The 21,688-nt window shown below is 58.3% G+C and carries 17 protein-coding genes; 1 reads left to right on the top strand and 16 read right to left on the bottom strand.

Features of this window, described 5'->3' with window-relative positions; genetic code table 11:
- Positions 1-12 precede the first annotated feature (12 nt).
- Positions 13-171, top strand: a complete 159-nt coding sequence (locus AP059_RS22420) for a hypothetical protein (protein ID WP_156425775.1) — start codon at positions 13-15, stop codon at positions 169-171.
- Here AP059_RS22420 and AP059_RS05620 read toward each other — a convergent pair.
- The 16 genes from AP059_RS05620 to tssA form a co-directional block, all read right to left on the bottom strand.
- On the bottom strand, positions 161-1,186 hold the full coding sequence (locus tag AP059_RS05620; protein WP_059762362.1) for a serine/threonine-protein kinase: 1,026 nt from the start codon (positions 1,184-1,186) through the stop codon (positions 161-163). The two genes, AP059_RS22420 and AP059_RS05620, sit on opposite strands and share 11 nt — an antisense overlap.
- Positions 1,183-1,911: a PP2C family protein-serine/threonine phosphatase gene (locus tag AP059_RS05625; RefSeq protein ID WP_059762363.1), complete on the bottom strand. Its 729-nt coding sequence runs from the start codon at positions 1,909-1,911 to the stop codon at positions 1,183-1,185. Before AP059_RS05625 ends, AP059_RS05620 begins: the two co-directional genes overlap by 4 nt.
- A complete protein-coding gene (gene tssM / locus AP059_RS05630) occupies positions 1,911-5,435 on the bottom strand; it encodes a type VI secretion system membrane subunit TssM (protein WP_059762364.1) in 3,525 nt (1,174 codons plus the stop codon). The genes AP059_RS05625 and tssM overlap by 1 nt, the downstream gene beginning before the upstream one ends.
- Entirely contained in the window at positions 5,435-6,325 is an 891-nt protein-coding gene (gene icmH / locus AP059_RS05635; RefSeq protein WP_059762365.1) for a type IVB secretion system protein IcmH/DotU, read from the bottom strand. The genes tssM and icmH overlap by 1 nt, the downstream gene beginning before the upstream one ends.
- 5 nt (positions 6,326-6,330) lie before the next feature.
- A complete protein-coding gene (tssK, locus tag AP059_RS05640) occupies positions 6,331-7,662 on the bottom strand; it encodes a type VI secretion system baseplate subunit TssK (protein ID WP_059762366.1) in 1,332 nt (443 codons plus the stop codon).
- 2 nt (positions 7,663-7,664) lie between these two features.
- Positions 7,665-8,165 carry a type VI secretion system lipoprotein TssJ gene (tssJ, locus tag AP059_RS05645; RefSeq protein WP_059762367.1) on the bottom strand — a complete coding sequence of 167 codons (501 nt, stop codon included), beginning with the start codon at positions 8,163-8,165 and terminating at the stop codon, positions 7,665-7,667.
- Positions 8,166-8,170: 5 nt separating this feature from the next.
- Positions 8,171-9,364 carry a type VI secretion system-associated FHA domain protein TagH gene (gene tagH, locus AP059_RS05650; protein ID WP_059762368.1) on the bottom strand — a complete coding sequence of 398 codons (1,194 nt, stop codon included), beginning with the start codon at positions 9,362-9,364 and terminating at the stop codon, positions 8,171-8,173.
- A gap of 17 nt (positions 9,365-9,381) precedes the next feature.
- Positions 9,382-9,522: a hypothetical protein gene (locus tag AP059_RS05655; RefSeq protein ID WP_048365890.1), complete on the bottom strand. Its 141-nt coding sequence runs from the start codon at positions 9,520-9,522 to the stop codon at positions 9,382-9,384.
- An 89-nt stretch (positions 9,523-9,611) separates the two neighbouring features.
- Positions 9,612-11,126, bottom strand: a complete 1,515-nt coding sequence (locus AP059_RS05660) for a sigma-54 interaction domain-containing protein (protein WP_059762369.1) — start codon at positions 11,124-11,126, stop codon at positions 9,612-9,614.
- Positions 11,127-11,136: 10 nt separating this feature from the next.
- Complete coding sequence (gene tssH / locus AP059_RS05665) at positions 11,137-13,782, bottom strand: type VI secretion system ATPase TssH (RefSeq protein ID WP_059762370.1); 2,646 nt, start codon at positions 13,780-13,782, stop codon at positions 11,137-11,139.
- A 13-nt stretch (positions 13,783-13,795) separates the two neighbouring features.
- The gene (tssG, locus tag AP059_RS05670) at positions 13,796-14,803 is read right to left on the bottom strand and encodes a type VI secretion system baseplate subunit TssG (RefSeq protein WP_059762371.1); all 1,008 of its coding nucleotides are present in this window, start codon (positions 14,801-14,803) and stop codon (positions 13,796-13,798) included.
- On the bottom strand, positions 14,767-16,554 hold the full coding sequence (tssF, locus tag AP059_RS05675) for a type VI secretion system baseplate subunit TssF (RefSeq protein ID WP_059762372.1): 1,788 nt from the start codon (positions 16,552-16,554) through the stop codon (positions 14,767-14,769). Before tssF ends, tssG begins: the two co-directional genes overlap by 37 nt.
- A gap of 126 nt (positions 16,555-16,680) precedes the next feature.
- A complete protein-coding gene (gene tssE / locus AP059_RS05680; protein ID WP_059762373.1) occupies positions 16,681-17,088 on the bottom strand; it encodes a type VI secretion system baseplate subunit TssE in 408 nt (135 codons plus the stop codon).
- A gap of 12 nt (positions 17,089-17,100) precedes the next feature.
- On the bottom strand, positions 17,101-18,576 hold the full coding sequence (gene tssC, locus AP059_RS05685; protein WP_048365896.1) for a type VI secretion system contractile sheath large subunit: 1,476 nt from the start codon (positions 18,574-18,576) through the stop codon (positions 17,101-17,103).
- Between the two features lie 28 nt (positions 18,577-18,604).
- Positions 18,605-19,108 carry a type VI secretion system contractile sheath small subunit gene (tssB, locus tag AP059_RS05690; RefSeq protein ID WP_048365897.1) on the bottom strand — a complete coding sequence of 168 codons (504 nt, stop codon included), beginning with the start codon at positions 19,106-19,108 and terminating at the stop codon, positions 18,605-18,607.
- A 32-nt stretch (positions 19,109-19,140) separates the two neighbouring features.
- The gene (tssA, locus tag AP059_RS05695) at positions 19,141-20,697 is read right to left on the bottom strand and encodes a type VI secretion system protein TssA (RefSeq protein ID WP_059762374.1); all 1,557 of its coding nucleotides are present in this window, start codon (positions 20,695-20,697) and stop codon (positions 19,141-19,143) included.
- Between the last annotated feature and the right edge of the window lie 991 nt (positions 20,698-21,688).

Here is a 21,688-nt window from a genome sequence, read left to right on the forward strand (position 1 = left end):
TTCAGGACGATCATGAACATACGATTAACGCAATGGCAGGGCTTCGCGTTCATCGATGAGTCGGAGCCTTTGGCCCGCCATCCCCAGATCAGGGTGCAAACCATGATCTGGGAGGACAAGAACGAGGCGGATGGCGGCTGGCACATCAACAGCGGTCGATTTAAAACCTGATGCGCCTGATACGGCGCACACCGGGTAACCCCCACAGCCAGCCACGCCACGTGCTGGCCCAGGCGTCACGCAGTTGCTGCACGGTGATGGTGCGCTCTGCCGGATCAACACTCAGCGCCGCCCGCAACGCCGGCCAACACTGCCTGGGCACGTTGCGCGGCGCACGCAGTTGCAGGTGCAAACCCTGCTCACGTGCGGTGTTTGAGGGCAGCCGCTGAAACGGATGTTTACCCTCGGCCAATTCATACAGCACGCACGCCAGGGCAAAAATATCCGCACGGGCCGACAACGGTTGCCCTTCCAGCAGTTCAGGGGCCGCATAGCCGGGCGTCCAGGCATTAAAACGGCTGCGACTTAACTGCGGCAGGCCACTGAGGACGCCCTCCTCGGCCTGCCCCAGGCCAAAATCAAACAGGCGCACACCGTCTTCGCTCACCATCACATTGCTGGGCTTGAGATCACCGTGCAGCACCCCGCGTCCGTGGGCATAAGCCAGCGCATCCATTAACGGCAAGGCGATCTCGCGCAATTCGTCCCACGCCAGGCCCTGGGGCCGCTCACACAGCAGCTTGTCCAGCGTTAACCCGCGCATCAGCTCCATGGTGATAAAGGCTTGCTGACTGTCGGGGTCGACCTCAAACGTATGCAGACGCAATACGTTGTCGTGACGCACATGCCGCGTGAGGGCGAATTCGCTGTACAGCAATGCGCTGCAATCAGGGGCTTGTGCGAAGGCTTCGCTGAGCACTTTGATGGCGATGTACGGTGACGGATCGCCGTACTGCTCATGCAGCAAGTCCCGCGCACGGTACACCGCGCCCATCCCCCCCGCACCCAGCAAGCCTTCGAGCTGGTAACGGGCCGCCAGCACTTGCGGTAATTGCCCGACACTGGCCCGGGTGGGCGGGCCAGCTGGCGTGTCGCACACCTCCTTGGCAAAGGCAAAGTAAGTCAGGTTACTGGCGTGCTCCGCGCTGAGCAGCAAATCGTCGATCGAAGTGTCGGGCAGGCTCATTGGCGTATGACCACCGCTGTCAGGTTATCCCGTGCGGCGCCGCGTAACGCCCCGCTAAACAGCCGCTCCAGTGCCAACTGAGGCGCGGGCAAGTTCAACGCATGACCCAGCGCGTCCGTACTCAAGCCTTGGTACAAACCATCACTGCACAACAAAAAAGCATCACCGGGTAACGTCTCCAACTCCAGAACATCGAGGGTCAATTGCTCACTGGCCCCCACGGCACGGGTCAAAGCATGAGCTGACGGGTGCGCCTTGGCCTGTTCGACGCTCATCTGCTGTTCATCAATCAGTTGTTGTTGCAAGGAGTGGTCCTTGGACAGCTGGTACAAACGCTGCCCACGCCACAGATAACAGCGACTGTCACCGGCCCAGATACAGGCCGCACGGTTGCCTTCCATCAGCACCGCCACCACCGTGCTGCCCATGATGCTGTCGTGGCGCCCGGCGGTGACCGTCAGCTCTTGGCCCAACCGCCGGTTCAGCCAGTGCAGGCACTGACGAACGCCCTTGAGGCGCTCGTCAAAATCCACCTGCAGCGGCAAGTCGGCCAGGCTCGCGACGATCAACTGGCTGGCAATATCACCGCCCTGATGACCGCCCATACCGTCCGCGACCACCCACAACCCCTGTTGCGGGCACTCCAGAAAGGCATCTTCGTTGCGCGCCCGCACCTTGCCCGCATCGGTACGCGCCGCGCTGCGCCAGGCACCGCTCACCGGCATCAGAGTTGCACCGGCATACGGAAAGTGCGGATCACACTCATGTCAAACGGGTTCGGTGTGCGCGGGCTGGTCAACAAATAGTTAGCGCGCAGGCCGCCCAGATCGGCTTTTAGCACCAACACGTCACGGCCGGTCAGCGACTCGGTTTGCATCAGGTCGAACAAACGGAACAGTGACCACGGCCCGGTATTTTTCTCGATGCCCACCGGGCGCCCGACCATTTTGTCCAGTACCAGGCTGGTTCGACCGTCCGCGGCCTCCGTGGGCCATTTGAACGCCACCGGCACAATCGGCCCGTGGCGGTATTCAATGACCTTGTCGCCGAAGGTGAACTGCGACCGACTGACCGCCGCGTCCAGCGTGTACGGCTCAAGCTTGAACTGCACCTGCGGCTCGGCCGGATTCTCTGCAAAGAAACTCTGACGGATCACCTGCGCCGACCCCATCTGGTCCAGGTATGCCTTGGAGATGGGCAAGCTGTGCCCATCAATGCTGCGCAACCGGTAGTTACCCGGATCACCGCTGACGAAGGCGCGCATGTAGGTGTCGAAGAACTTGTCCGCAATGCCCTGTGCCTTGAAGAACTCGCGGAAGTCGCTGATGGCGACGTCGCTGGTGCTGTGGGCATAGAACGGATAGCGCTTGCTGATCGCTTTGCCGTAGTAGCTGTACAACTCGCTCTGATAGCGCTGGTTCAAATACTGATAAGTATCGTCAAGCAGCAAACGCCAGGTGTCTTCGGCCAATACGTTGAACCAGGTGCCCACCGGGCGCGGCAACCGCGCCGAGGCATTGCGCAGACTGCTCAACGCATCGCGCTGACCGCTCATGCGCACCTTGGTCATTTCATAGGCCGCCTGCTCTGGCGCACTGGCACGGGCCAGGCTGGTCAGTTGCAACTGCAAGTCATTGAGCGCTTGCAGCGCCGGGGTCAAATCAGCGGCCGGGCCGTTGTTGTCATCCAGCAAACGGTGCAAGGGTTCAAATCGGCGCTGCAACGACTTTTTGGCGGTGTCTGGCAGTTTGGCGGTCAACACTTGCGATGCCTTGCCTGCCACCGCTTTAACCGCCTTGCCTGCTTTTTCGGCCTTTTTGCCCAATGCTTCAGTGGCCTCACCGGCTTCTTCGACGCTGTCGGCGATGGCCTGGAAGCGCGTGTTTTCCCGCACTTCAACCAGCAGTTGCAGCACGGGCGAATTGGATGAGGTCAAGCCCGCCAATTGCTCGGCACCTTCACCGGCATCATTGATCGGTTGCAGCGCCACTCGGCCCACGGCTTCGCCCCAATAGTTGGCGTAGTCGCGGAAATACAACTGCTCCAGCTCCACCATCAGGCGGCGCAAATCCATCCCGCTCATGCCCGGGCCTTCGCCCAGCACCCAGTTGTCTTGCAGGATATCGGTGACCAGCGTGGTGCTCTGCACCGAGAAATACTGCTGATAGCCGCTCTGGGTATAGAACCCCGGAATCACATAGTCGGTGCCGATAAACAATCCGCCCTGCGGCCCCAGGTGCTGGCTCAACCGGTATTCCGGCAAGCTGCGCGCCTGTTCACGCAACATCCGATAAACCACGTTGGCCAACGACTCACTGCGCAATACCTGACGCGCCTGTGCCACCAACGGTTCGTTTAGCGGGTACACGAACGGTTGCTTGAGCAAACGTTCAAAGTGCGCATTCAAGCCGTTTTGCACCTCGGTGTTACCGGCGTAACGCACCGACCAGTCGGTGGCAACCCAGTCTTTGAGCCAAGCCGCATCACGCCGGTCTTTGAGGTTGAGCATCAAGTAGGCACGCAAACTGTTAAGCAGGCGCTCGCGATTCTTGAGGTTGGTACGAATCTGCCCCTCAAGCAGGGTCGCGACTTGAGGCAACAGTTGGGCTTCAAGCGCTTGGTCATACGCTTGCGTGACCACGGGATTGACCGCCTCACCCTGATAAAGACCACCACGTTCCAGGTACGACACATCCCCCGTTTTGGGAAACACTTGCGTCGCCGCATACAACGTATCCAGCGGTTTTAGCACTGCACGGGCGTCGTCACGAGCGGTCAACGCCGCGCGCTGCTGCACCCAGTCCTGAGCCAATGTGCGCAGGTTTTCGAGGCGTTCATAGTTAGCCGAAAAGCCACCGGCCCACAACACGCCAAACAGCGCCAAGGCGGCCAGCGCGCCCACATACAAGGCCCGTTGGCCCCAATGGATACGGCTGCGCTCGCGCTTGTCCAGCCCTGCCAGATCAGCCTCGGGAAAAATCACCCGGCTGAACAAATGATGGATAAAACACGCACGGCCCCGGTGCAGGTTAGGCAAGGCGCCAGCACTCAGGCTGTTGAGGTCATCCCCCTCCTCGCTGTTGTCCGTTACGTGTGACACATGCGGCGCGCTGGTCAGGTAAAAACCACGTAACTGGCTGACACGCTGGTAGCGATTGCCGGTAAAGGCCATGTCCACAAACAGGCACATGCGCTCACCAATCTGGCCCAACTGATGCGGGAAATCGAGGATTCGCGCACGGCGCTGAGTGTCACGTTCCTGATGCATGCGCATGATCACCTGGCTATTAAGCCTGCGCAGCAGCTCTTCAAACTCAGCCCGTAAAACCGCGACATCGGTGCCACTTTGCTCCTTGCGCAACGTGGTACCCAATACCTGATCGCTTTCTTCGCGGCTTAATTGTTCAAAGAACTCATCGAACCCCAGTAAACGGTCTGCCTTGCTCAGCACCAGGTACACCGGCACATCGACGTGCAGCTTTTGATGCACATCTTGCAAGCGCGCGCGGACTTGACGCGCCAGCGCTTCCAGTTCCCCGTCAGTGCCGTCCAGCAAGGTTTCCACGGGAATGGTCACCAGCACGCCATTCAAGGGGCGGTTGCGCCGCCGTTGACGCAGCAAACTCAGCAAGGTGTGCCAGCCGCTGCCATCGACTTCGGCATCCGGTTGGGTCAGGTAGCGACCCGCGGTGTCGATCAACACCCCATGATCGGCGAAGTACCAATCGCAATAAGCCGTGCCCTGGGTATCGCGGGTCAACTTGCGGTCCAGCTTGTTGATCGGGAACTCCAGCCCCGAGAAGTCCAGCAAACTGGTTTTGCCGCTGCCCTGTGGGCCAATCAGCAAGTACCACGGCAAATCATTGCGCCAGCGCTCGCTGCGACCGCGATACACGCTGGAGGTCTTGAGGGTGTTGAGGGCATCCTTGAAGCGCGTTTTGAGCGCTTTGCGTTCACTCTCGATTTGCTCTTCGCGCTGCAAACGGGCCTGCCCGTCTTCGCTGTCCAGCAACACTTGCTTGCGCACTCCAGCGCGCCAATTGACGTAGACCATAAACAGGCCCCACATCAATATCAGTGCGCTGATGGTCAACAGCCGCGAAGTCGAACCTTCCCAGAACTTGTAGTCATTGACCGCTAACAGCGGCCCGACAAACCACACCAGCAGCGCCACGCACAGCAGCAGTAACAGGGTCCAGACCCAGGTCTTGCACAAGAATGCGCCGATTTTTTTGAAAAACTGTTTCATCACACGTCCTTGTTAACGGCAGCGGCATCAGGCTGAACCAACGCCGGATCAAGCTGCTGATAAGGTTGCAATACCGTTTCGCGCTGTTCACCCAACACCCAGGCAAAACCGCAATACATCACCACCAGACACACGGCGGTAAACAGCACCACCATCCAGGCCGGTACGATGCGCACCAGATGGCGGCGCTGCTGGTTCAAACCTTCCCACTGCGGTGACAGCTCGCGGGGAACATCGCCGCGCAGTTGGCGGATCTGGCGATACAACGCATCGCGGATACCTTCCAGTTCCAGCATGCCGCGTGGCTGGACCCGGTATTTGCCCTCAAAGCCCAGCGACAGGCACAGGTACATCAACTCCAGCATCGGCAGGTGCTTGACCGGGTTTTTTGACAGTCGGTCGAGCAACTGAAAAACCTTTTCGCCACCGAACGTCTCGTTGTGAAAACTGCTCAACAGGCTCATCTGCGACCATTCGCTTTCATTGCCCCAGGTCGTCGTCACCACCGCTTCATCGACGACTGTGCACAGGACGTAGCGGGCCGCCATGACTTGGCTGCTTTCCGCGCCGTTGTGCAACGCGCGCACCTCAAACACTTTGAGCGCCGCCGTCAGCCGCTCGTTGAGCGGGAGCAGATCCTCACGACTTTCGCTGTGCTTGAGCCGAACCACCTCACTTAACAGCTGCGAAGCGGCAGCGACCAATGAATTGAGGCTGATGCTGAAGGTTTGCGTCGGGCGCAGGCGAGCGGCGTAAATCATCCGCTCTTCGAGCTGTTCAAAGCGCGGCGGCGAGGCAAAGTCAGTCAGCGGACCCGCGCCGGGCCCTTGGCCTTTGCGGTCAAGCAGCACGGTTTTTTCGTCCTGGCTATGTTCCATGTCCTTGATCATGTCGGTCAGTTCCTGATGGCCCAGAATTTCAGTTCAAGCTCGGCAAATTCCCCGGATACATGGAATGCAAACCCACCGGAGCGCTCCAGCTGTGCCACGTCATCAGGACTGAGTTCGAGAATGAAATAGGTTTTATTGGAATGAAAAGCGATCTGGCGCGGCGCAACCGGCAGCGGTTTAACCTTGATCCCGGGCAGGTGCAGGTTGACCAACTGGCGGATCTGCTCCACGGGGCCGACCTTCAGGTGCGCAGGCAGGCGATGGCGCAGCTCTTCGCTGTCGCAGTTGGCGCTGGCGGCCAACACAAACGAGGCCGAGGCCAGCAGTTTGTGGTCGTGCAACGGCGACACCAGAATCCCGTATTGACGCGCTTGCAGCACCAGCTCAATGGCATGCTGCTCCAGCACCATCGACAGCACTTGGCGAATCGCGTCCATTAACTTGCGAAAGCTGGCGCCCTGATCGCTGTGCTGATAACGGCTGTCCAGGCGCGGGCGTTTGGTGTCGCTGGAAAACGTCGCCAGCTCGCCCAGCATGGTCAGCAGCGTGCGGTACAGCTCTTCGGGGTGGACCTGCTCAAGTCCCAGGTAGTGGCGCAGCAACAGCTCGGTACGGTTGATCAGTTGCAGCATCATGAAATCGCCGACTTCAGCACCGCCGACCTTGCCGTTGGAGCGAATACGCTCGGCAATGGTGTCGCCACGGTGCCCGAGCATGCTGATGATTTCTTTGAGGCACGACAGCAAATAGCTCGAAGAGTGCGCCTGGATAAACGTCGGCACAAAGTCCGGGTTGAGGCTGATCACCCCATCGGGCGTGGTGTCGAGCACCTCACACAGCTTGAGCTTGACGTACGCCTGATCGCTCTGCTGCTCACCCAGCAGCAAACGAAAATCCGGCCGCGCGCAACTCACCTGGCTGGCCGAGTCATCGCCTGCATTAGAGTCAGTGACTTCGGACTCGTAGGCGGTGTAACGCGCCAACACATCGGATTGCTCCGGGCGGCGGGCTTCAATGTGGTTGCCGGTGACCAGCGGCAACGCCAGGTAAATCGGCGTATTGCCGGTGTTGGGTGGCACATCGAGGGCCAGCGGTTCAGTGTTGCCACCCAATTCAAACAGGCTGCCGTCCGGCAAGATCCCCGACGCCTGGCTGACCACCAGCTTGCCCATGCTGAGGAACTGCAAGTCGATTTCCAGCCCCAGAAACCCCCAGATGTAACTGCCCAGCAACTGCGTGCGGGTTTTCATCTGATGATCGTAATAACGATCGTTATGTTGAAAATGCTGCGGACGCAGCAGCATGCCTTCCTGCCAAATGACTTTGTGCGCATTCATGATCAGTCATCCGCCTTGGCGAGCATTTTTTGAGCGTTGAGAATGCCGCTTTGATCAAGGATCAACGCCACGTCCGTTGTCTCTTGCGGGGTGACTTCAACCGTATAGCGCCACTTACTGTCAGGCAGGTCGCGGTACGCCGCGAGGATGCCGATATAACGGCTGCCCTCCTCTACGCTGAGTTTCAATTCCAGGGTTTCACCTGGGCGCAACTCAAGCTGTTCGCTGGCGACCATGTCCGGGCTGAGTGCCTCTTTGGCATGCTCGTACAGGCTGAAAAAGTCCGCATTCTCAAACGCCACCGGGTGCTTGAGTTCAAACAGGCTCACCACCACAGGCGAAGGACGCCCGTTAAGGTCAGGATTCAATTGATCACTGGCTTGAAGCTTGAGATTGACCTTGGTCAGCGTCGAATACGGTGACAGGGTTGAGCATCCCGCCATCAGCACCAGGGCGGCGCAGGCCAGCAGCGTGTTAAAAAAACGGGGCAAGCAGCAAGACATGCGCTTCATCCTTGGTAGTCGTTGTGAAGGGAAGAAATCAAGCGCACCTGTTCTTCGTAGGCTTGCGCGAAGTCACGGGCCAACAGGCGTTCGCTCCAGTCATCGTCCTGCTGCAACGCCTGGTGATAGCGACCGAACGCTCTCCAGCGGCTGCCGGAGGTGGCCAACAAAGGCTTGTTGTCACGCTCAAATCGCAGGGTCAGGCGCTCGGGCGAAAAGTGCTCCAGGGTGCTACGCAACGCCGCCCGGCTGGCGCTCAGCAATGCCACCTGATGCGCCTGCACATCACGAAAGGCTCGCACAACAGACTGCTCGGCCGACAACTGTCCAGGGCGGCCCGGCGCAAGCAGGATGCCCAGCGCTTCGCTGGCGTCGATGGCCACTTTCAGCGGGTTCTTTTGCGTGCTTTGAACAGTGGTTTGCGCCAGACGCAACTCGTTTTTCAGCTCGCTGCGGGTGCGCAGGCTCTGCTGCAACCCTCCCACACTCTGTTTAAGCAACCGCGCAGCCTTCAAGGCCAAGGCTTCTCGGGCATCGTGATCAAGCTCGTTGAGGTCAACGCCGAGCGCTGCGCCAAAGTGCTGCCAAAACCCTTCAGTTTGACGCTCGACCGCAGGTGGTGGCGCCGCAGGCTCTGCCACAGGGGCTTTGATCAGTTGCGGTACGATCAGGCGCTCGCGATCCACCTGCGCGTAATCAGCCCGCTGGCGCGGCGGTTCGGCCGCGGTTTTAGGGCTGATCAGTTCATTAATGTGCGCGTCGTCGTGCTCGTGCTGACCGAGCGCATTGAGCGGGTCAAGATCATAAAACGCATCATCCGGAATGATGCTGCCCGCGGCTTGCGGCAGGCCGATTTCAACGTCAAGGCTGGCCGGGTCACGAATCAGCCGGGCGCGGATTTCAAAGTCGCCCAGCACATAGGCCGTCCCACTCTCGATGCGCAGCGCTTCACCCTTGGGCAGGCGCGCACCGGTGTCACGGTCCTGAATACCGTTGCTGCTGGTGTCGGTCAGGTAAAACACACCGTCGCGGTAACTGATCAACGCGTGGCGGTTGGACAAGTGACGCTTGCGGTCAGGAATGACCCAATCGCAATCCTCACCGCGCCCGATCACGCCACCGCTGGGGGTGAAGGTTTTCTGGCACAGCTCTGTAGGCACGAATTGCTTGGTGTTCAGCATTTCGAAAACCAGTTCCATGATCTTGCTCCTTGCGGTCACTTGCCGCGATTGACCGCCTGCGGATCACCCAATGGGCGATAGGTGTTGTCATTAAATTTGTAATTGCCGTTACAGCCGCCAAGGCCGCAGACAACAACGAGGGCCAACAGCACGGTTTGCCAGTGACGAACAGGCATCGGAGGGTCTCCTGGGTAGACAAAATTCACAGGCAGGCGCTGGACGCGCGGCCTGCCGCAATCGAATGAGATGCACGCAAGGGCGTTAACTAACCATCGCGTTCACCCACCTGAACATTCAGGCGCTCCATGCGGTACAGCAAGGTGCGGCGCGGCAGTCCCAATTCGCGGGCGGCCAGGGTCTGGTTGCCATCGTTTTTGCGCAGGCTGTCGAGCAACCAGCTGCGTTCGACCTGCTCCAGTCGCTCTCGCAGGCTCAGGGGGCTGTCTTCCAGTGCCAGGTCGGGGCGTAACGAGAAATGCTCGGCCAGTAACTCCCCGCCCTCGCACAGCAGCACGGCACGTTCGACCAGGCCTTTGAGTTCACGCACGTTACCCGGAAAGGTGTAAGCCAGCAGATGGTCCAGCGCCGCCTGCGACCAATGCACGGCGTCGCGCTGCAAGAAGGTGCAGGCCTTGTCGGCGAAGTGCCGGGCCAGCTCCAAAATGTCGCCTTCGCGCTGGCGCAGCGGGGGTAATTCAATGGGAAATTGCGCCAGTCGGTAATACAAGTCCTCACGGAATTTGCCTTCACTGACCAGTACTGCGAGGTCGCGATGCGTCGCGGCAATGATGCGCACATCAATTTTGTGCGTGTCGTTAGACCCCAGCGGCCGGATCTCGCCTTCTTGCAACACGCGCAGCAGCTTGGCTTGCAGCGACAGCGGCATGTCACCAATTTCATCCAGTAACAAAGTACCGCCGTTGGCCGCATCGAACAGGCCGGGGCGGTCGCAATCCGCCCCGGTGAAGGCGCCCTTGCGGTAGCCAAACAGCTCGCTTTCCAGCAGGTTTTCCGGGAACGCCGCGCAGTTCTGCACAATAAAGGCCCGTGAACGACGCGGGCCATAGTCATGAATGGCACGGGCAAAGACTTCCTTGCCGCTGCCGGTTTCCCCCAATAGCAGCACGGTGTACGGGCTGTGCAGCACTTTGCTGATTAACGAATAAGCCTGACGCATGACCGGGCTTTGGCCGATCAGGCCATAGCCGCTGGCACTCGGCACGCTGACCAGCGCCGCAGGGGATGCGCCTGCCGAGCGGCGCAATGATTGCAACAGATGCAGCTGTCCGAGTACGAAACTGCCGAGTTGGGCCAGTGAGTGCGCAAAACCGTCGAGTTCAACAGAGTGCTGACTGGCGCACAGCAATACGCCTGCCACCGATTGCTTCTGGTTGAGCAGCGGAACGCACAGCAACGACTGCCACGCCACGCCCGCGGGCAGGAAGCTGGTCTCGTGCAGACTGGAACTCAGTGCGTTGAGGCACAGCACCCGGTTTTGGCACAGCGCAAATTGCAGCAACTGCTCACCGTTGTAATCGGCGGGCAGGCACTGCGCTTCACGGGGTTGTACCACCCCGTTCAGGCACTCGGCGCTCAAGCCCAGGCAGGTGTGGGTAGCGTCCAGCAAATACAGTTGCGCCAGTTCGCAGCCGCTGAGTGCTGCCAGCCCCTGCACAAACCGGCCCAACAAAGTGGCGTCATCAGGTGCATGTGACAGGTTCGCAAACTGCGCGAGCAAGGCCTCTGCATACACCAAGGGTTGTGCCACTTGCTTAAACATCACGCCCACCTCAAGCGAACTCGCAGATCACGCTGGCATTGGCGTCAAGCGTGGCATGCACGCGTTTGAGGCTCACGCCCTGGGCCATGGCGTCGAGTAAACGGTCGGCAACCAGCGGTAATACGTGCTGATCGAGCAAGTGATCAATCAGCCGCGCACCACTGTCGCTCTGGGTGCAACGCTCGGCCAATTGATCCACCAGCGGCTGGCAATAGCTGAAGTCCAACTGTCGACGCGCCAGACGCTCGCCCAAACGATCGAGTTTGATCTCAATCAGTTCGCGCAACACCGGGCCGCCCACCGGGTAGTACGGGACCACGCGCATACGCGCCAACAGTGCGGGTTTGAAGTGGTGACTGAGCACCGGGCGGATGGTTTCTTCCAACACTTGGGCCGATGGCCGCGCGCCGTTTTCGCACAGCTGTGAGATACGGTCGCTGCCCAGGTTTGAGGTCATCAGGATCAGGGTGTTGCGAAAGTCAATCTCACGCCCTTCCCCATCATTGGCCACGCCTTTGTCGAAGATTTGGTAAAACAGGTTCAGCACGTCCGGGTCGGCCTTTTCGACTTCATCGAGCAACACCACCGAATACGGCTTTTGGCGCACCGCTTCGGTAAGCATGCCGCCCTCGCCATAGCCCACATAGCCTGGCGGCGCGCCAATCAGGCGTGACACCGTGTGTTTCTCCTGAAACTCGGACATGTTGATGGTGGTGATAAAACGCTCGCCGCCATACAGCAAGTCGGCCAGTGCCAACGCCGTTTCGGTTTTGCCGACGCCGCTGGGACCGACCAGCAAAAACACGCCCACCGGCGCATCCGGCTTGTTTAACCCGGCAGCTGTGGCACGCATGGAACGGTCGAGTGCATGCACCGCTTGATCCTGCCCGCGAATGCGCGTGCGCAAATCGGTGGCAAAATTCGCCACCTTGGCGTTGTGCTCACGCGCCAGTTGCGCCAACGGAACACCGGTCCACGCGCTGATCACTTCAGCCACCAGCCGTGGGCACACTTCAAAGCTGACCAGACGCTCAGTGAGCTGGGCCTCGGTCAAGCTGCGATGGGTTTCATTGAGTGCTGCCTCAAGGGTTTCGATACTCGGTGCATCATTTTCCAGCGTCTCAATCACTAGACCTTCGGCATCTTCCTGTAAGGCCACCCGCGGGACTGCCGCAGCAGCGATGCGCGCCGTCGCCAGTGCTTTGCGTTGCTCCAGCAGACGCTCAGCCAATTGCTTTTGCCCGCTCCACAGTGCCTCCAAGGCCAATCGCTCGTCTTGTGCATCACTCAAACGGTCTTCGAGCAGGTCAAGGGCTTCGTGGTCTATCTGCAAACCGGCTTCGGCATCCCGACGCAAGGCCTGACTTTGGCGCTCACCTTCGGCCAGCTCGCCGCGCAATTGCTCAAGGCGCTGGGGCGCGGCCGCGAGGCTGATACGCACACGGGCACAGGCGGTGTCGAGCACATCCACCGCTTTGTCAGGCAGTTGACGCCCGGCCAAATAGCGCGCTGACAACTCAGCGGCCGCCACCACAGCGTCATCACGCAGGTAGATGCCGTGGCTTTTTTCATAGACGTGGGCCAAGCCGCGCAGAATCGTCACCGCCTCGCTGACGGTGGGTTCGTGCAGTTGCACCGGCTGGAAACGCCGCGCCAAGGCCGGGTCTTTTTCAAAGTACTTTTTGTACTCCGACCAGGTGGTGGCTGCAATGGTGCGCAACTCGCCACGGGCCAGCGCGGGCTTGAGCAGGTTGGCAGCATCGGAGCCACCCGCGTTGCCACCTGCACCAATCAAGGTGTGGGCTTCGTCGATAAAAATAATGATCGGCTTGGGCGACGCTTTGACTTCGTCAATCACCCCTTTAAGGCGACGTTCGAATTCACCCTTGACGCTGGCACCGGCCTGTAACAAACCCATGTCCAACGCCAGTAATTCAACACCTTTAAGCACCTGCGGTACTTCACCGGCGGCAATGCGCGAAGCCAGCCCTTCCACAATCGCGGTTTTACCCACGCCGGCTTCGCCGACCACAATCGGGTTGTTTTTACGGCGACGAGCCAAAATGTCGATCATTTGGCGGATCGCATCGTCGCGGCACAGCACCGGGTCGAGTTTGCCGTCGCGAGCCTGTTGCGTCAGGTTGTGGGTGAAGCGCTCCAGCAACGACTCACCCGGCGCTGCGGGCTTGCCGGTGGCCGGTTGCTCTTTGAGCGACAAGGCAAACTCCTTTAAACGCTCGATGTTCAACCGGGCCAGCAGTGGCAAGTAATGACTGCCTGCGTAACGCATCGGATTGCGCAGCAATGCCAGGATCAACGCCGCTTGCTCGACCTGGCTTTGACCCAGTTCCAGGTTGGCCACTAATAAAGCGTCTTGCAGCCACTGCACCAGTTCGGGAGCAAATACCGGGTTGCGCGACGCACTGTGTTCAACCCGCGACTGCAAGGCCGCACTCAATTCTCCAGCGTCCACGTCCGCGTCTTGCAGCGCTCGCGACAACAAGCCTTGCGCACGCTCAAGCAAACCCAGCAGCAAATCTTCCACCAGGATTTTGCTGCCGCCACGGGCCACGCAGCGTTCAGCCGAGCCTTCGAGGTCGCGACGGGTGTCGGCGTCCAGCGCCTGAATCAGTTGTTGCAGGTCTACGTTGATCATGTGTCATCAGTCCTTAATGTATTTTGCTGCCCAGCGTCACCACACCGTCGGCGCGCTCGCGGCCCAGCCAGCTGGTCCAGCCCAGACGACAGGCGTTTTGTTCGCCAATGCGCAGTTCGCGGATTTCTTCCTGACGCAGCACCAGGCGGATGTCGTAGTCGAGCGGATCACGCAAGGTAAAACGCACCAGAGCGCACAACGGTTGGTAACCGAACCCGATGGGCAAAAACTCATGAAAACGCTCCCAATCCAGTTCGCGGATGTAGATACGAAACTTGCCGCTGCGGTCGCGCACCCGCTCACCCAGTACCAAGTCTTCACCCAACAGGCTGTTGGCACGGCCCAAACGGTTGCGCTGTTCTTCAAGAATCTCGACCCGACGCTCAATGCATTGCTCGATGGTCAATTGCGCGTGTTTGAAGTAGTAACGCAGCACTGCCTCAATCAACGCCGCCGAGTGTGCCCGCAAGCTGAGCAACCCCAGATATGGCAGCAAGCGTTTCCAGTTCAGCTCCTTGGCCTGACGAATCTCTTCGCCGCCCAAGCCAATCAGCGCAAACAGTTGCGCCGAAAAAGGGTCGAGCGCGCCGCTCTGAAAACTGGCGCGGTAGCGGTATTTTTTCCAGATCGGCAGCATCAGCCGTTGCAGGCGATGGTGAAACACATCCAGAAAGTTGCGTGTCGGGTTGCCGTCTTCGCTGTCGCCCAGCGCCTGCTCGCCATAGAACGCAGGCAAGGGCGAACCGGCGCCTACAAGCCCGATCAAATTGAACCGCAGGCGTGCGCGCAACTGCCCGTGCTCGTTGAAAAACTCAACCCGGTCCACATCACTGCCCGGAAACCCGAGGCTGGGGTTGGCCTGAAATTCCAACTGGTCGTACAGATCGTCTTCGCTCAGGTAGGGATGCGCTTCACGCAAGCGGTCCACCACCAGCAACACGGCCTGAAACAGCGAGTACTCGCGTATTACCCGGCTCAGCCCGCTTAAAGAAGCGGCTGAAGGCCCATACGGGGTGTCCATTGGTACACCTCTCCCTGTGTGCTTTTTACGCGCAACTCGTGATACGAATTAAGACTGGCGTAAAGTGCGAAAAACTCGTTTAGCACCGACGCAAACACGAACAAGTCGCCTTCGCCGATATACCCCTGAGTGTCGACAGTCAGCTCAGTGCGTAACCCGCGCACCGGCAACCCACGGTGCAAGCGGTCCACGTGCTGGTGCTTGATCGACTTGAGACCGCCCAGCAAACGCTTGCTGACTTTCTCTGCGTGCTGGTCGTAGTAGCGCGGCAGGTCGTAGGTTTCGAGAATCACCTTCAACGCATTGACATCGGCCAGCGACAGGTAGTTAAGCGACATGTTGCTGATCAACTTCCACAGGAAGTCGCGATTGAGCGGCGGCGCGAAACTGGCGGTCGCAGGCGTGATGTTGCGAAAGGTCAGAAACTCCGGGGTTTCTTCACATGCCCGGCAAATGTCACCCAACTTGAGTTTGCGCGGCAGGTTCTGATTGGTGCAGGTCAGCTCGATTGACAGGGTTTCATGGGCTTCGCTCTGACGAATACCGAAACTCAAGTACGTGTCGAGGCCCCCGTGCAGCAACGACGAGCGCTGGCGAATGCTGTAATGCGCACGGGCGGTGGGCACATCGAAGCTGGGGTCATGCTCAAACGATTCGAACGGTACGTAGTCCTGATAACCCAACCCACCGGGTTTCCAGCCAATCACGCTTTCGACCGAGAACACACCGCAATGCTCTTGTTCGTACTCCGCGGGCAACAGCAGGTACTCGTCCTGTTTACCGTCGAGGCGAATCGGCAGCGCGTCATGCTTGAACAGGTTCACAATCGGCGTGCAATACAGCTTCACGTTGTCGAGTGTGGGACGCAGGCGCTGGATACCGCTCTTGCGGATTTCAAAGCGCAGTTCCAGGCCGCGCATCTGTTTGAGCGTGTCGGGTGGCAACGCCTTGAGCATGTCCAGCCCATTGACATCGACAAACAGAAACTTGTCCTGAAACGCGAAATACTCTTGCAGGTAGCGGTAACCCCGGAAGGTGTTGAGCGGATACGGAATCAACGCTTCTTCTTCCGCGAAGCCAACGGGCTGCACGCGGTCGCCCGGCATTTTGAACGCCATAGGGCGCCCGCCCACACCATCGAGCGGCTTGCCCGCAGCGTTCAACGGCACCAGTTCGATGCTTTCAAGATTGCGCAGCAGGCTCAGGTACAGCATTTGGCTGATGTAACGCTCGCCGGCAAAATGCAAACGCAACGTGCTCAGTTGCAGCTCTCCCAAGTGGCCGTCTGCACTCATTTCAAGGCGCAAGCTGAGCAACGAACCGTCACCCTTGACCGAATAATTGAGGGCGGTCAGGTCGAGCGCCATGACGTCGGTCGGGTAACAGGTGCGAAAACGGCAGCGCACACCGTCAATCGGCACGCTTTCTACCGGCGTGTCGCGTTCCACCCTCAGTGCAGGGCCCGGCAAAGTCAGCGGATCAAACTGCAAAATGCTGAATGCCGGCAACGGACGCATGTAGTTGGGCCACAGCAATTGCATCAACGAATGGCTCAACTCCGGCAACTCGTCGTCGAGCTTCTGGCGCAGACGCCCGGTCAGAAAGGCAAACCCCTCCAGTAACCGCTCCACGTCCGGATCCCGACCGGCTTGCCCCAGAAAAGGTGCCAACGCCGGGCTGCGCTCGGCGAATCGACGACCTAACTGGCGAAGTGCGGTGAGTTCGCTTTGGTAGTAGTGGTTAAAGGACACGAAATACCTTCCTGGCATTAAAACTCATGAAAAAACTGCCCTGCCCGTCCAGGCTTTGCCCACCCCTGGACCGATAAGGAACTGCTCACGTCTCGCGATGCGCCGCCCTGCTACGGCGCGCAATCTTCAGGTCACTTTGACTTGACCGCTGCCGTCCAGGCAGGCGCTGAACGTTACTTGACGCTTCAAACCCTCAACTTCCAGCAACCCTTCAATACTGAAGGTCAGGCGCAGTTGATCGTTATCACGCGGCAAAGAAACGACACGCACCTCGCTCAAGCGAGGTTCGTAGGCTTCGATAAAACCCACAATCGCCAAGCGCGCCTGACTCAAGGAGTCGTGCAGGCTGAGGCGCATGTCATTGAGATCGGGCAACCCGTAATCGGACAGCGTTTGCACACTGCCCGCACGGGTGCTGAGCATCTTGGCGAGATGGGCAGCCACAGACGCCATCGCCGAAACCTCGCGGCTCCAGCCGATGCGTTTATCCGCATCGCCATTCAAGCGCTCGAAAAGGCTGCCGTATCCCGTCATCAAACGCTCCGTTTACTCTTTGTCCAGCTTGCCCACCAGCGACAGGGTGAAATCGGCGCCCATGTACTTGAAGTGCGGACGCACGTTCAAGCTGACGCGGTACCAGCCAGGCTCGCCTTCAACGTCACTGACGATGATCTGGGCTGCGCGCAATGGACGACGACCCCGCACTTCGGCGCTCGGGTTTTCCTGGTCGGCCACGTACTGGCGGATCCACTTGTTAAGTTCCAGTTCAAGGTCGGTGCGCTCTTTCCACGAACCGAGTTGCTCGCGCTGCAACACTTTCAAGTAGTGAGCCAGACGGTTGACGATCATCATGTACGGCAGCTGGGTGCCCAGCTTGTAGTTCAGCTCGGCGGCCTTGCCTTCAGCGCTGATGCCAAAGAACTTGGGCTTTTGCACGGAACTGGCTGAGAAGAACGCGGCGTTGTCGCTGCCTTTGCGCATGGTCAGAGAGATGAAACCTTCCTCGGCCAATTCGTATTCACGGCGGTCAGACACCAGCACTTCGGTGGGAATCTTGGTTTCGATTTCGCCCATGCTTTCGAAGTGGTGCAGCGGCAGGTCTTCAACCGCACCACCGCTCTGCGGGCCAATGATGTTCGGGCACCAGCGGAACTTGGCGAAGCTGTCAGTCAGCTTGGTGCCAAACGCGTAGGCGGTGTTGCCCCACAGGTAGTGCTCGTGGCTGTTGGCGACAGTTTCTTTGTAGACGAACGACTTGACCGGGTTTTCTTCGGGGTCGTACGGGTTGCGCAGCAAGAAGCGCGGCACGGTCAAACCCACGTAGCGCGAGTCTTCGGACTGGCGGAAGCTCTGCCACTTGGCAAATTGCGGGCCTTCGAAGTGGTCTTTGAGGTCCTTGAGGTCAGGCAAGCCGGTGAAGCTTTCCAGACCGAAGAACTTGGGACCGGCCGCTGCAATGAACGGCGCGTGGGACATGCAGGCCACGCTGGACACGTACTGCATCAGCTTCACGTCGGGCGAGCTTGGGGACATGAAGTAGTTGGCGATGATCGCGCCCACAGGCTGACCACCAAATTGGCCGTATTCGGCGGTGTAGATGTGTTTGTACAGGCCGGCCTGCATCACTTCTGGCGAATCTTCGAAATCGTCCAGCAGGTCTTCTTTAGACACGTTGAGGATTTCGATTTTGATGTTTTCGCGGAAGTTGGTGCGGTCAACGAGCAGTTGCAGGCCACGCCACGACGATTCCAGCGACTGGAAATCAGGGTGGTGCAAAATTTCGTCCATTTGACGGCTGAGCTTGGCATCGATCTCAGCAATCATGCGGTCAACCATGGCCTTCTTGACGGGTTCACCATTGTTCTGCGGCTTGAGCAGCTCTTCGATAAACGCCGACACGCCACGCTTGGCGATGTCATAGGCTTCGTCGTCCGGGGTCAGACGCGTCTGGGCGATGATGTTGTCAAGAATGCTGTATTCGCCGTTTTCGGTACTGCTTTGCTGCGCTGCGTTGGTGCTCATTGCGTTGTCTTCCTTGGCTGATGGGGACTCAAGCGTCCTGGGCGGCGGCGTTCAAGCCCAGCTCGCCCAGTACGCGACCACGGGATTCATCGTCGGCCAATACGCTTTCGATGGCTTTGCGAAAGGCCGGCGCATTGCCCAATGGGCCTTTGAGGGCCACCAGCGCGTCGCGCAGCTCCATCAGTTTTTTCAACTCCGGCACTTGCTCAACCAGGCTGGCCGGGTTGAAGTCTTTCATCGAGTTAACGCGCAATTTCACGGCCAATTCTTCAGTGTCACTCTCTTCCTGAAGGCGGTTGGCAACGCTCAAGGTCAGGCTCAGCTCTTGCTTGGCCAGCACCTCGTCGAACGTCATTTTGTCGATGCTGATCGGCTTGCGATCTTCGACTTTGCGTTCGTCCTTGCGGTGGGTGTAATCACCGATGGCGAGTAGTTTCAACGGCAGTTCAATTTCTTCCTGAGCACCACCGGTGGCGGGCTTGAAGGTGACGTTGATGCGTTCCTTGGGGGCTACCGAGCCTTCTTTGGCCATGGTTTTTTTCCTTGCGTGTATGACCCTGGGGCCTATTCGAGTACCACTTCGAGATCGAGATGGCACAACCTGCGATAAATCTCATCCCTGCGTTCACGTACGGCATGGTTCTGCGGCAACAGTTCGCAGCAGCTGTGCAGTAAATGCAGTACTTGCAGCGCAAGATCGGGCTCCCAGGCATGCAGGCCTGAGTCCTGTAATGTGTGGTCCAGGGTCTCAAGCTGGGTCTTGGCCAGCTCGTACTTCTTGGCCATAAAACACAGCCGCGCGAGGGCGAACTGCCAAAAAAACCGGACACGTCCACCCTGAGCGTTTTGCAAGCCTTGTTTGAGGGTCTGTACGGCGGGCTTGAGGCCGTCCTTGCGCAGAATCGGTAGCACCGCTTCAAGGGCCAATTCCCACGCGGGCTGAGTGGCGGTCACTTCCACCTTGCGCGGCGCACTGGTGCTTTGCAGGTGCGGCATGACATTGGCGCTGATCCACGCGCGCGTCGCCGGGTCGGCAAACGGCGCACCATCGTGAAAGCGCAATTCGATGATGCCCGGCAAACGTTGAATCAACAGGCTGAAGTGGATTTCCACCTCACGCATGGCGATCTCGGCATTCAGCGCCTGTAAACACTCCCAGACAATGCGATGCCCATCGAACCAGAACGGCGCTTTGCCCAGGCTGGCTTCGACTTCGACCAACAGATCGGCATATTGACCTTGGGCAAAACGGTCCTGATAAGCCTTGAGTTTGTCGACGGGCAACCCGCGCAACGCCGTAATGTGCTCAGTATTACGCTCCGGCACAGCGTCTATCGCCATCCACATCAGCGTACGGTTAAGGCGTAACGCCCGCACATCCGTAGCCTTCTGTTTAAGCCACCAGGCACACAGCGGCCGTGCGCTGTCCTGCTGGGTGCGCAGCGCTTTTTGTGCGTCTTTTTCGTTATCAATCGGGGTGCCGGGCGTGAATAACTGGGTCGCGGCCTGCTTGACCTGAGCCACCACCGCCCCTACCACGCCAGGTTCTGGCTCATTGTTCGCCGCGCGCTGAACCATGTTTGCCAGCCGCCGGTGAATGGGCAACAGCAACGGCGCAGCATCGTCAAGGTGTTGTGTCAGCACCGTATCCAGCGCTTGCAACTGCTTGACCAGGCTGCGGAACAGCGGCAGTTGCTCTTTGATCGGCACGTCATCTTTGAGCGCACCTTCTAGACGCGGTACCAACCAGGCAATCGCAGCGGCCCGAGTGCGCGCTTTGGCGGGGTGAAACTGCTCCCAGTGATGCTCACACAGGTACACCAACACGCCTAATCCGGCATGCAGCCCCACAAACGACTCACGCAGATGCAAGGCCCATGTCAGCCAGGCGGCGACACGTAAATCCTTGGAGGATGTTCGCAGAATTTGTTCGCTGTTTTCCTGGATTTTCAACCAGTCGATGGGGCCACTGGCGTGCAGCGACTGGGCCTTTTCCAGCTCGGCTTCCAGGGCTTCGAACTCACTGGAGTAGCGAACTTCGTCGCCGGCAAAGTTATCACTTGAAATAGGCTGCCGGGCCAAGTCGGCATAGCGAACCATTAGCGTGCTTGAATACGTCATCTATGCCTCCTTGATGATTGAACGCTGAGCGTTCGTGCCTCCTGGCACATACCGAAAGTACCGTGGATGGTGTGCATGAGCACAGACGATCCAACAGACAATCAATCAACCGTCATACATACCTTTATGGCACTTTGACACTTGATGCGGGCCGAGAGGATACACAAAAAATAAACGTGCAGTTACCAAAAAATTGATTCCCGTCCGTCGCAAAGAATCATGACCTTCATATCTTCCAGATACAGAGCCGCTCTTTTTTCAGGAACGCAGCCTAGTCTGAAAGTTGTTTGACAAGCCTTGGATCCACGACTAAGAGCATCAGGTCTCGAACAGCAAAACCAAGGATTTACCCCTTTATAATCAATAGTTTAATGGCTTTAAATACAGACTGTAATTTAACCCGGAACGTTACCAAAATTGTCAGACAATCATCTGCTCATAAGGGATGCGTATCTATCAGACAATTCCTATAAAACAAAAGAATTGTCTTACATAAATAAATGTAACAAGCCAGGCACCCATGCAATTATCCCTACTGACAACATGCAGAAAGCGGGTTGAATGTCAGCGGCCATTCAACCTGCTCCCGCAAAAACAGTACAGATACAACGCACATCTGATACGCAAAGCGCCACGCACAACCCGACCAACCATTGACTTTTTAAAATCAACCAAATTGAAATTCATGGAAAACACCAACTGCGCAAGAAGTTGCGCACTCAAATGTGGATAACCGTGTGGATACATCGCCACAGCGCATATAAACCGGTAGCTGTAGACGAGTGCGCAAGAAGTTGCGCAGTACTGCGCAACTTCTTGCGCACTTTATCTATGTTTCCTACCTGAAAACTGGTAATTTCATGCGCTTACTTTATCTATCTTGTTGATTTATATCGTTTTTATTTTTACTGGCACGAACCTTGATAGTCATTACCAGCACTTGAACGGCATTTGGGCCTTTCAAGTCCTTTTTTTTCAGCAAGGAGAGCAT

This window comes from Pseudomonas sp. TAA207, from assembly GCF_001529285.1.
GTDB lineage: Bacteria > Pseudomonadota > Gammaproteobacteria > Pseudomonadales > Pseudomonadaceae > Aquipseudomonas > Aquipseudomonas weihenstephanensis.

Coding starts and splice junctions, on each gene's coding strand:
- AP059_RS22420 (WP_156425775.1), top strand. CDS start 13: ATGAACATACGATTAACGCAATGGCAGGGCTTCGCGTTCATCGATGAG.
- AP059_RS05620 (WP_059762362.1), bottom strand. CDS start 1,186: ATGAGCCTGCCCGACACTTCGATCGACGATTTGCTGCTCAGCGCGGAG.
- AP059_RS05625 (WP_059762363.1), bottom strand. CDS start 1,911: ATGCCGGTGAGCGGTGCCTGGCGCAGCGCGGCGCGTACCGATGCGGGC.
- tssM (WP_059762364.1), bottom strand. CDS start 5,435: ATGAAACAGTTTTTCAAAAAAATCGGCGCATTCTTGTGCAAGACCTGG.
- icmH (WP_059762365.1), bottom strand. CDS start 6,325: ATGATCAAGGACATGGAACATAGCCAGGACGAAAAAACCGTGCTGCTT.
- tssK (WP_059762366.1), bottom strand. CDS start 7,662: ATGAATGCGCACAAAGTCATTTGGCAGGAAGGCATGCTGCTGCGTCCG.
- tssJ (WP_059762367.1), bottom strand. CDS start 8,165: ATGTCTTGCTGCTTGCCCCGTTTTTTTAACACGCTGCTGGCCTGCGCC.
- tagH (WP_059762368.1), bottom strand. CDS start 9,364: ATGGAACTGGTTTTCGAAATGCTGAACACCAAGCAATTCGTGCCTACA.
- AP059_RS05655 (WP_048365890.1), bottom strand. CDS start 9,522: ATGCCTGTTCGTCACTGGCAAACCGTGCTGTTGGCCCTCGTTGTTGTC.
- AP059_RS05660 (WP_059762369.1), bottom strand. CDS start 11,126: ATGTTTAAGCAAGTGGCACAACCCTTGGTGTATGCAGAGGCCTTGCTC.
- tssH (WP_059762370.1), bottom strand. CDS start 13,782: ATGATCAACGTAGACCTGCAACAACTGATTCAGGCGCTGGACGCCGAC.
- tssG (WP_059762371.1), bottom strand. CDS start 14,803: ATGGACACCCCGTATGGGCCTTCAGCCGCTTCTTTAAGCGGGCTGAGC.
- tssE (WP_059762373.1), bottom strand. CDS start 17,088: ATGACGGGATACGGCAGCCTTTTCGAGCGCTTGAATGGCGATGCGGAT.
- tssC (WP_048365896.1), bottom strand. CDS start 18,576: ATGAGCACCAACGCAGCGCAGCAAAGCAGTACCGAAAACGGCGAATAC.
- tssB (WP_048365897.1), bottom strand. CDS start 19,108: ATGGCCAAAGAAGGCTCGGTAGCCCCCAAGGAACGCATCAACGTCACC.
- tssA (WP_059762374.1), bottom strand. CDS start 20,697: ATGACGTATTCAAGCACGCTAATGGTTCGCTATGCCGACTTGGCCCGG.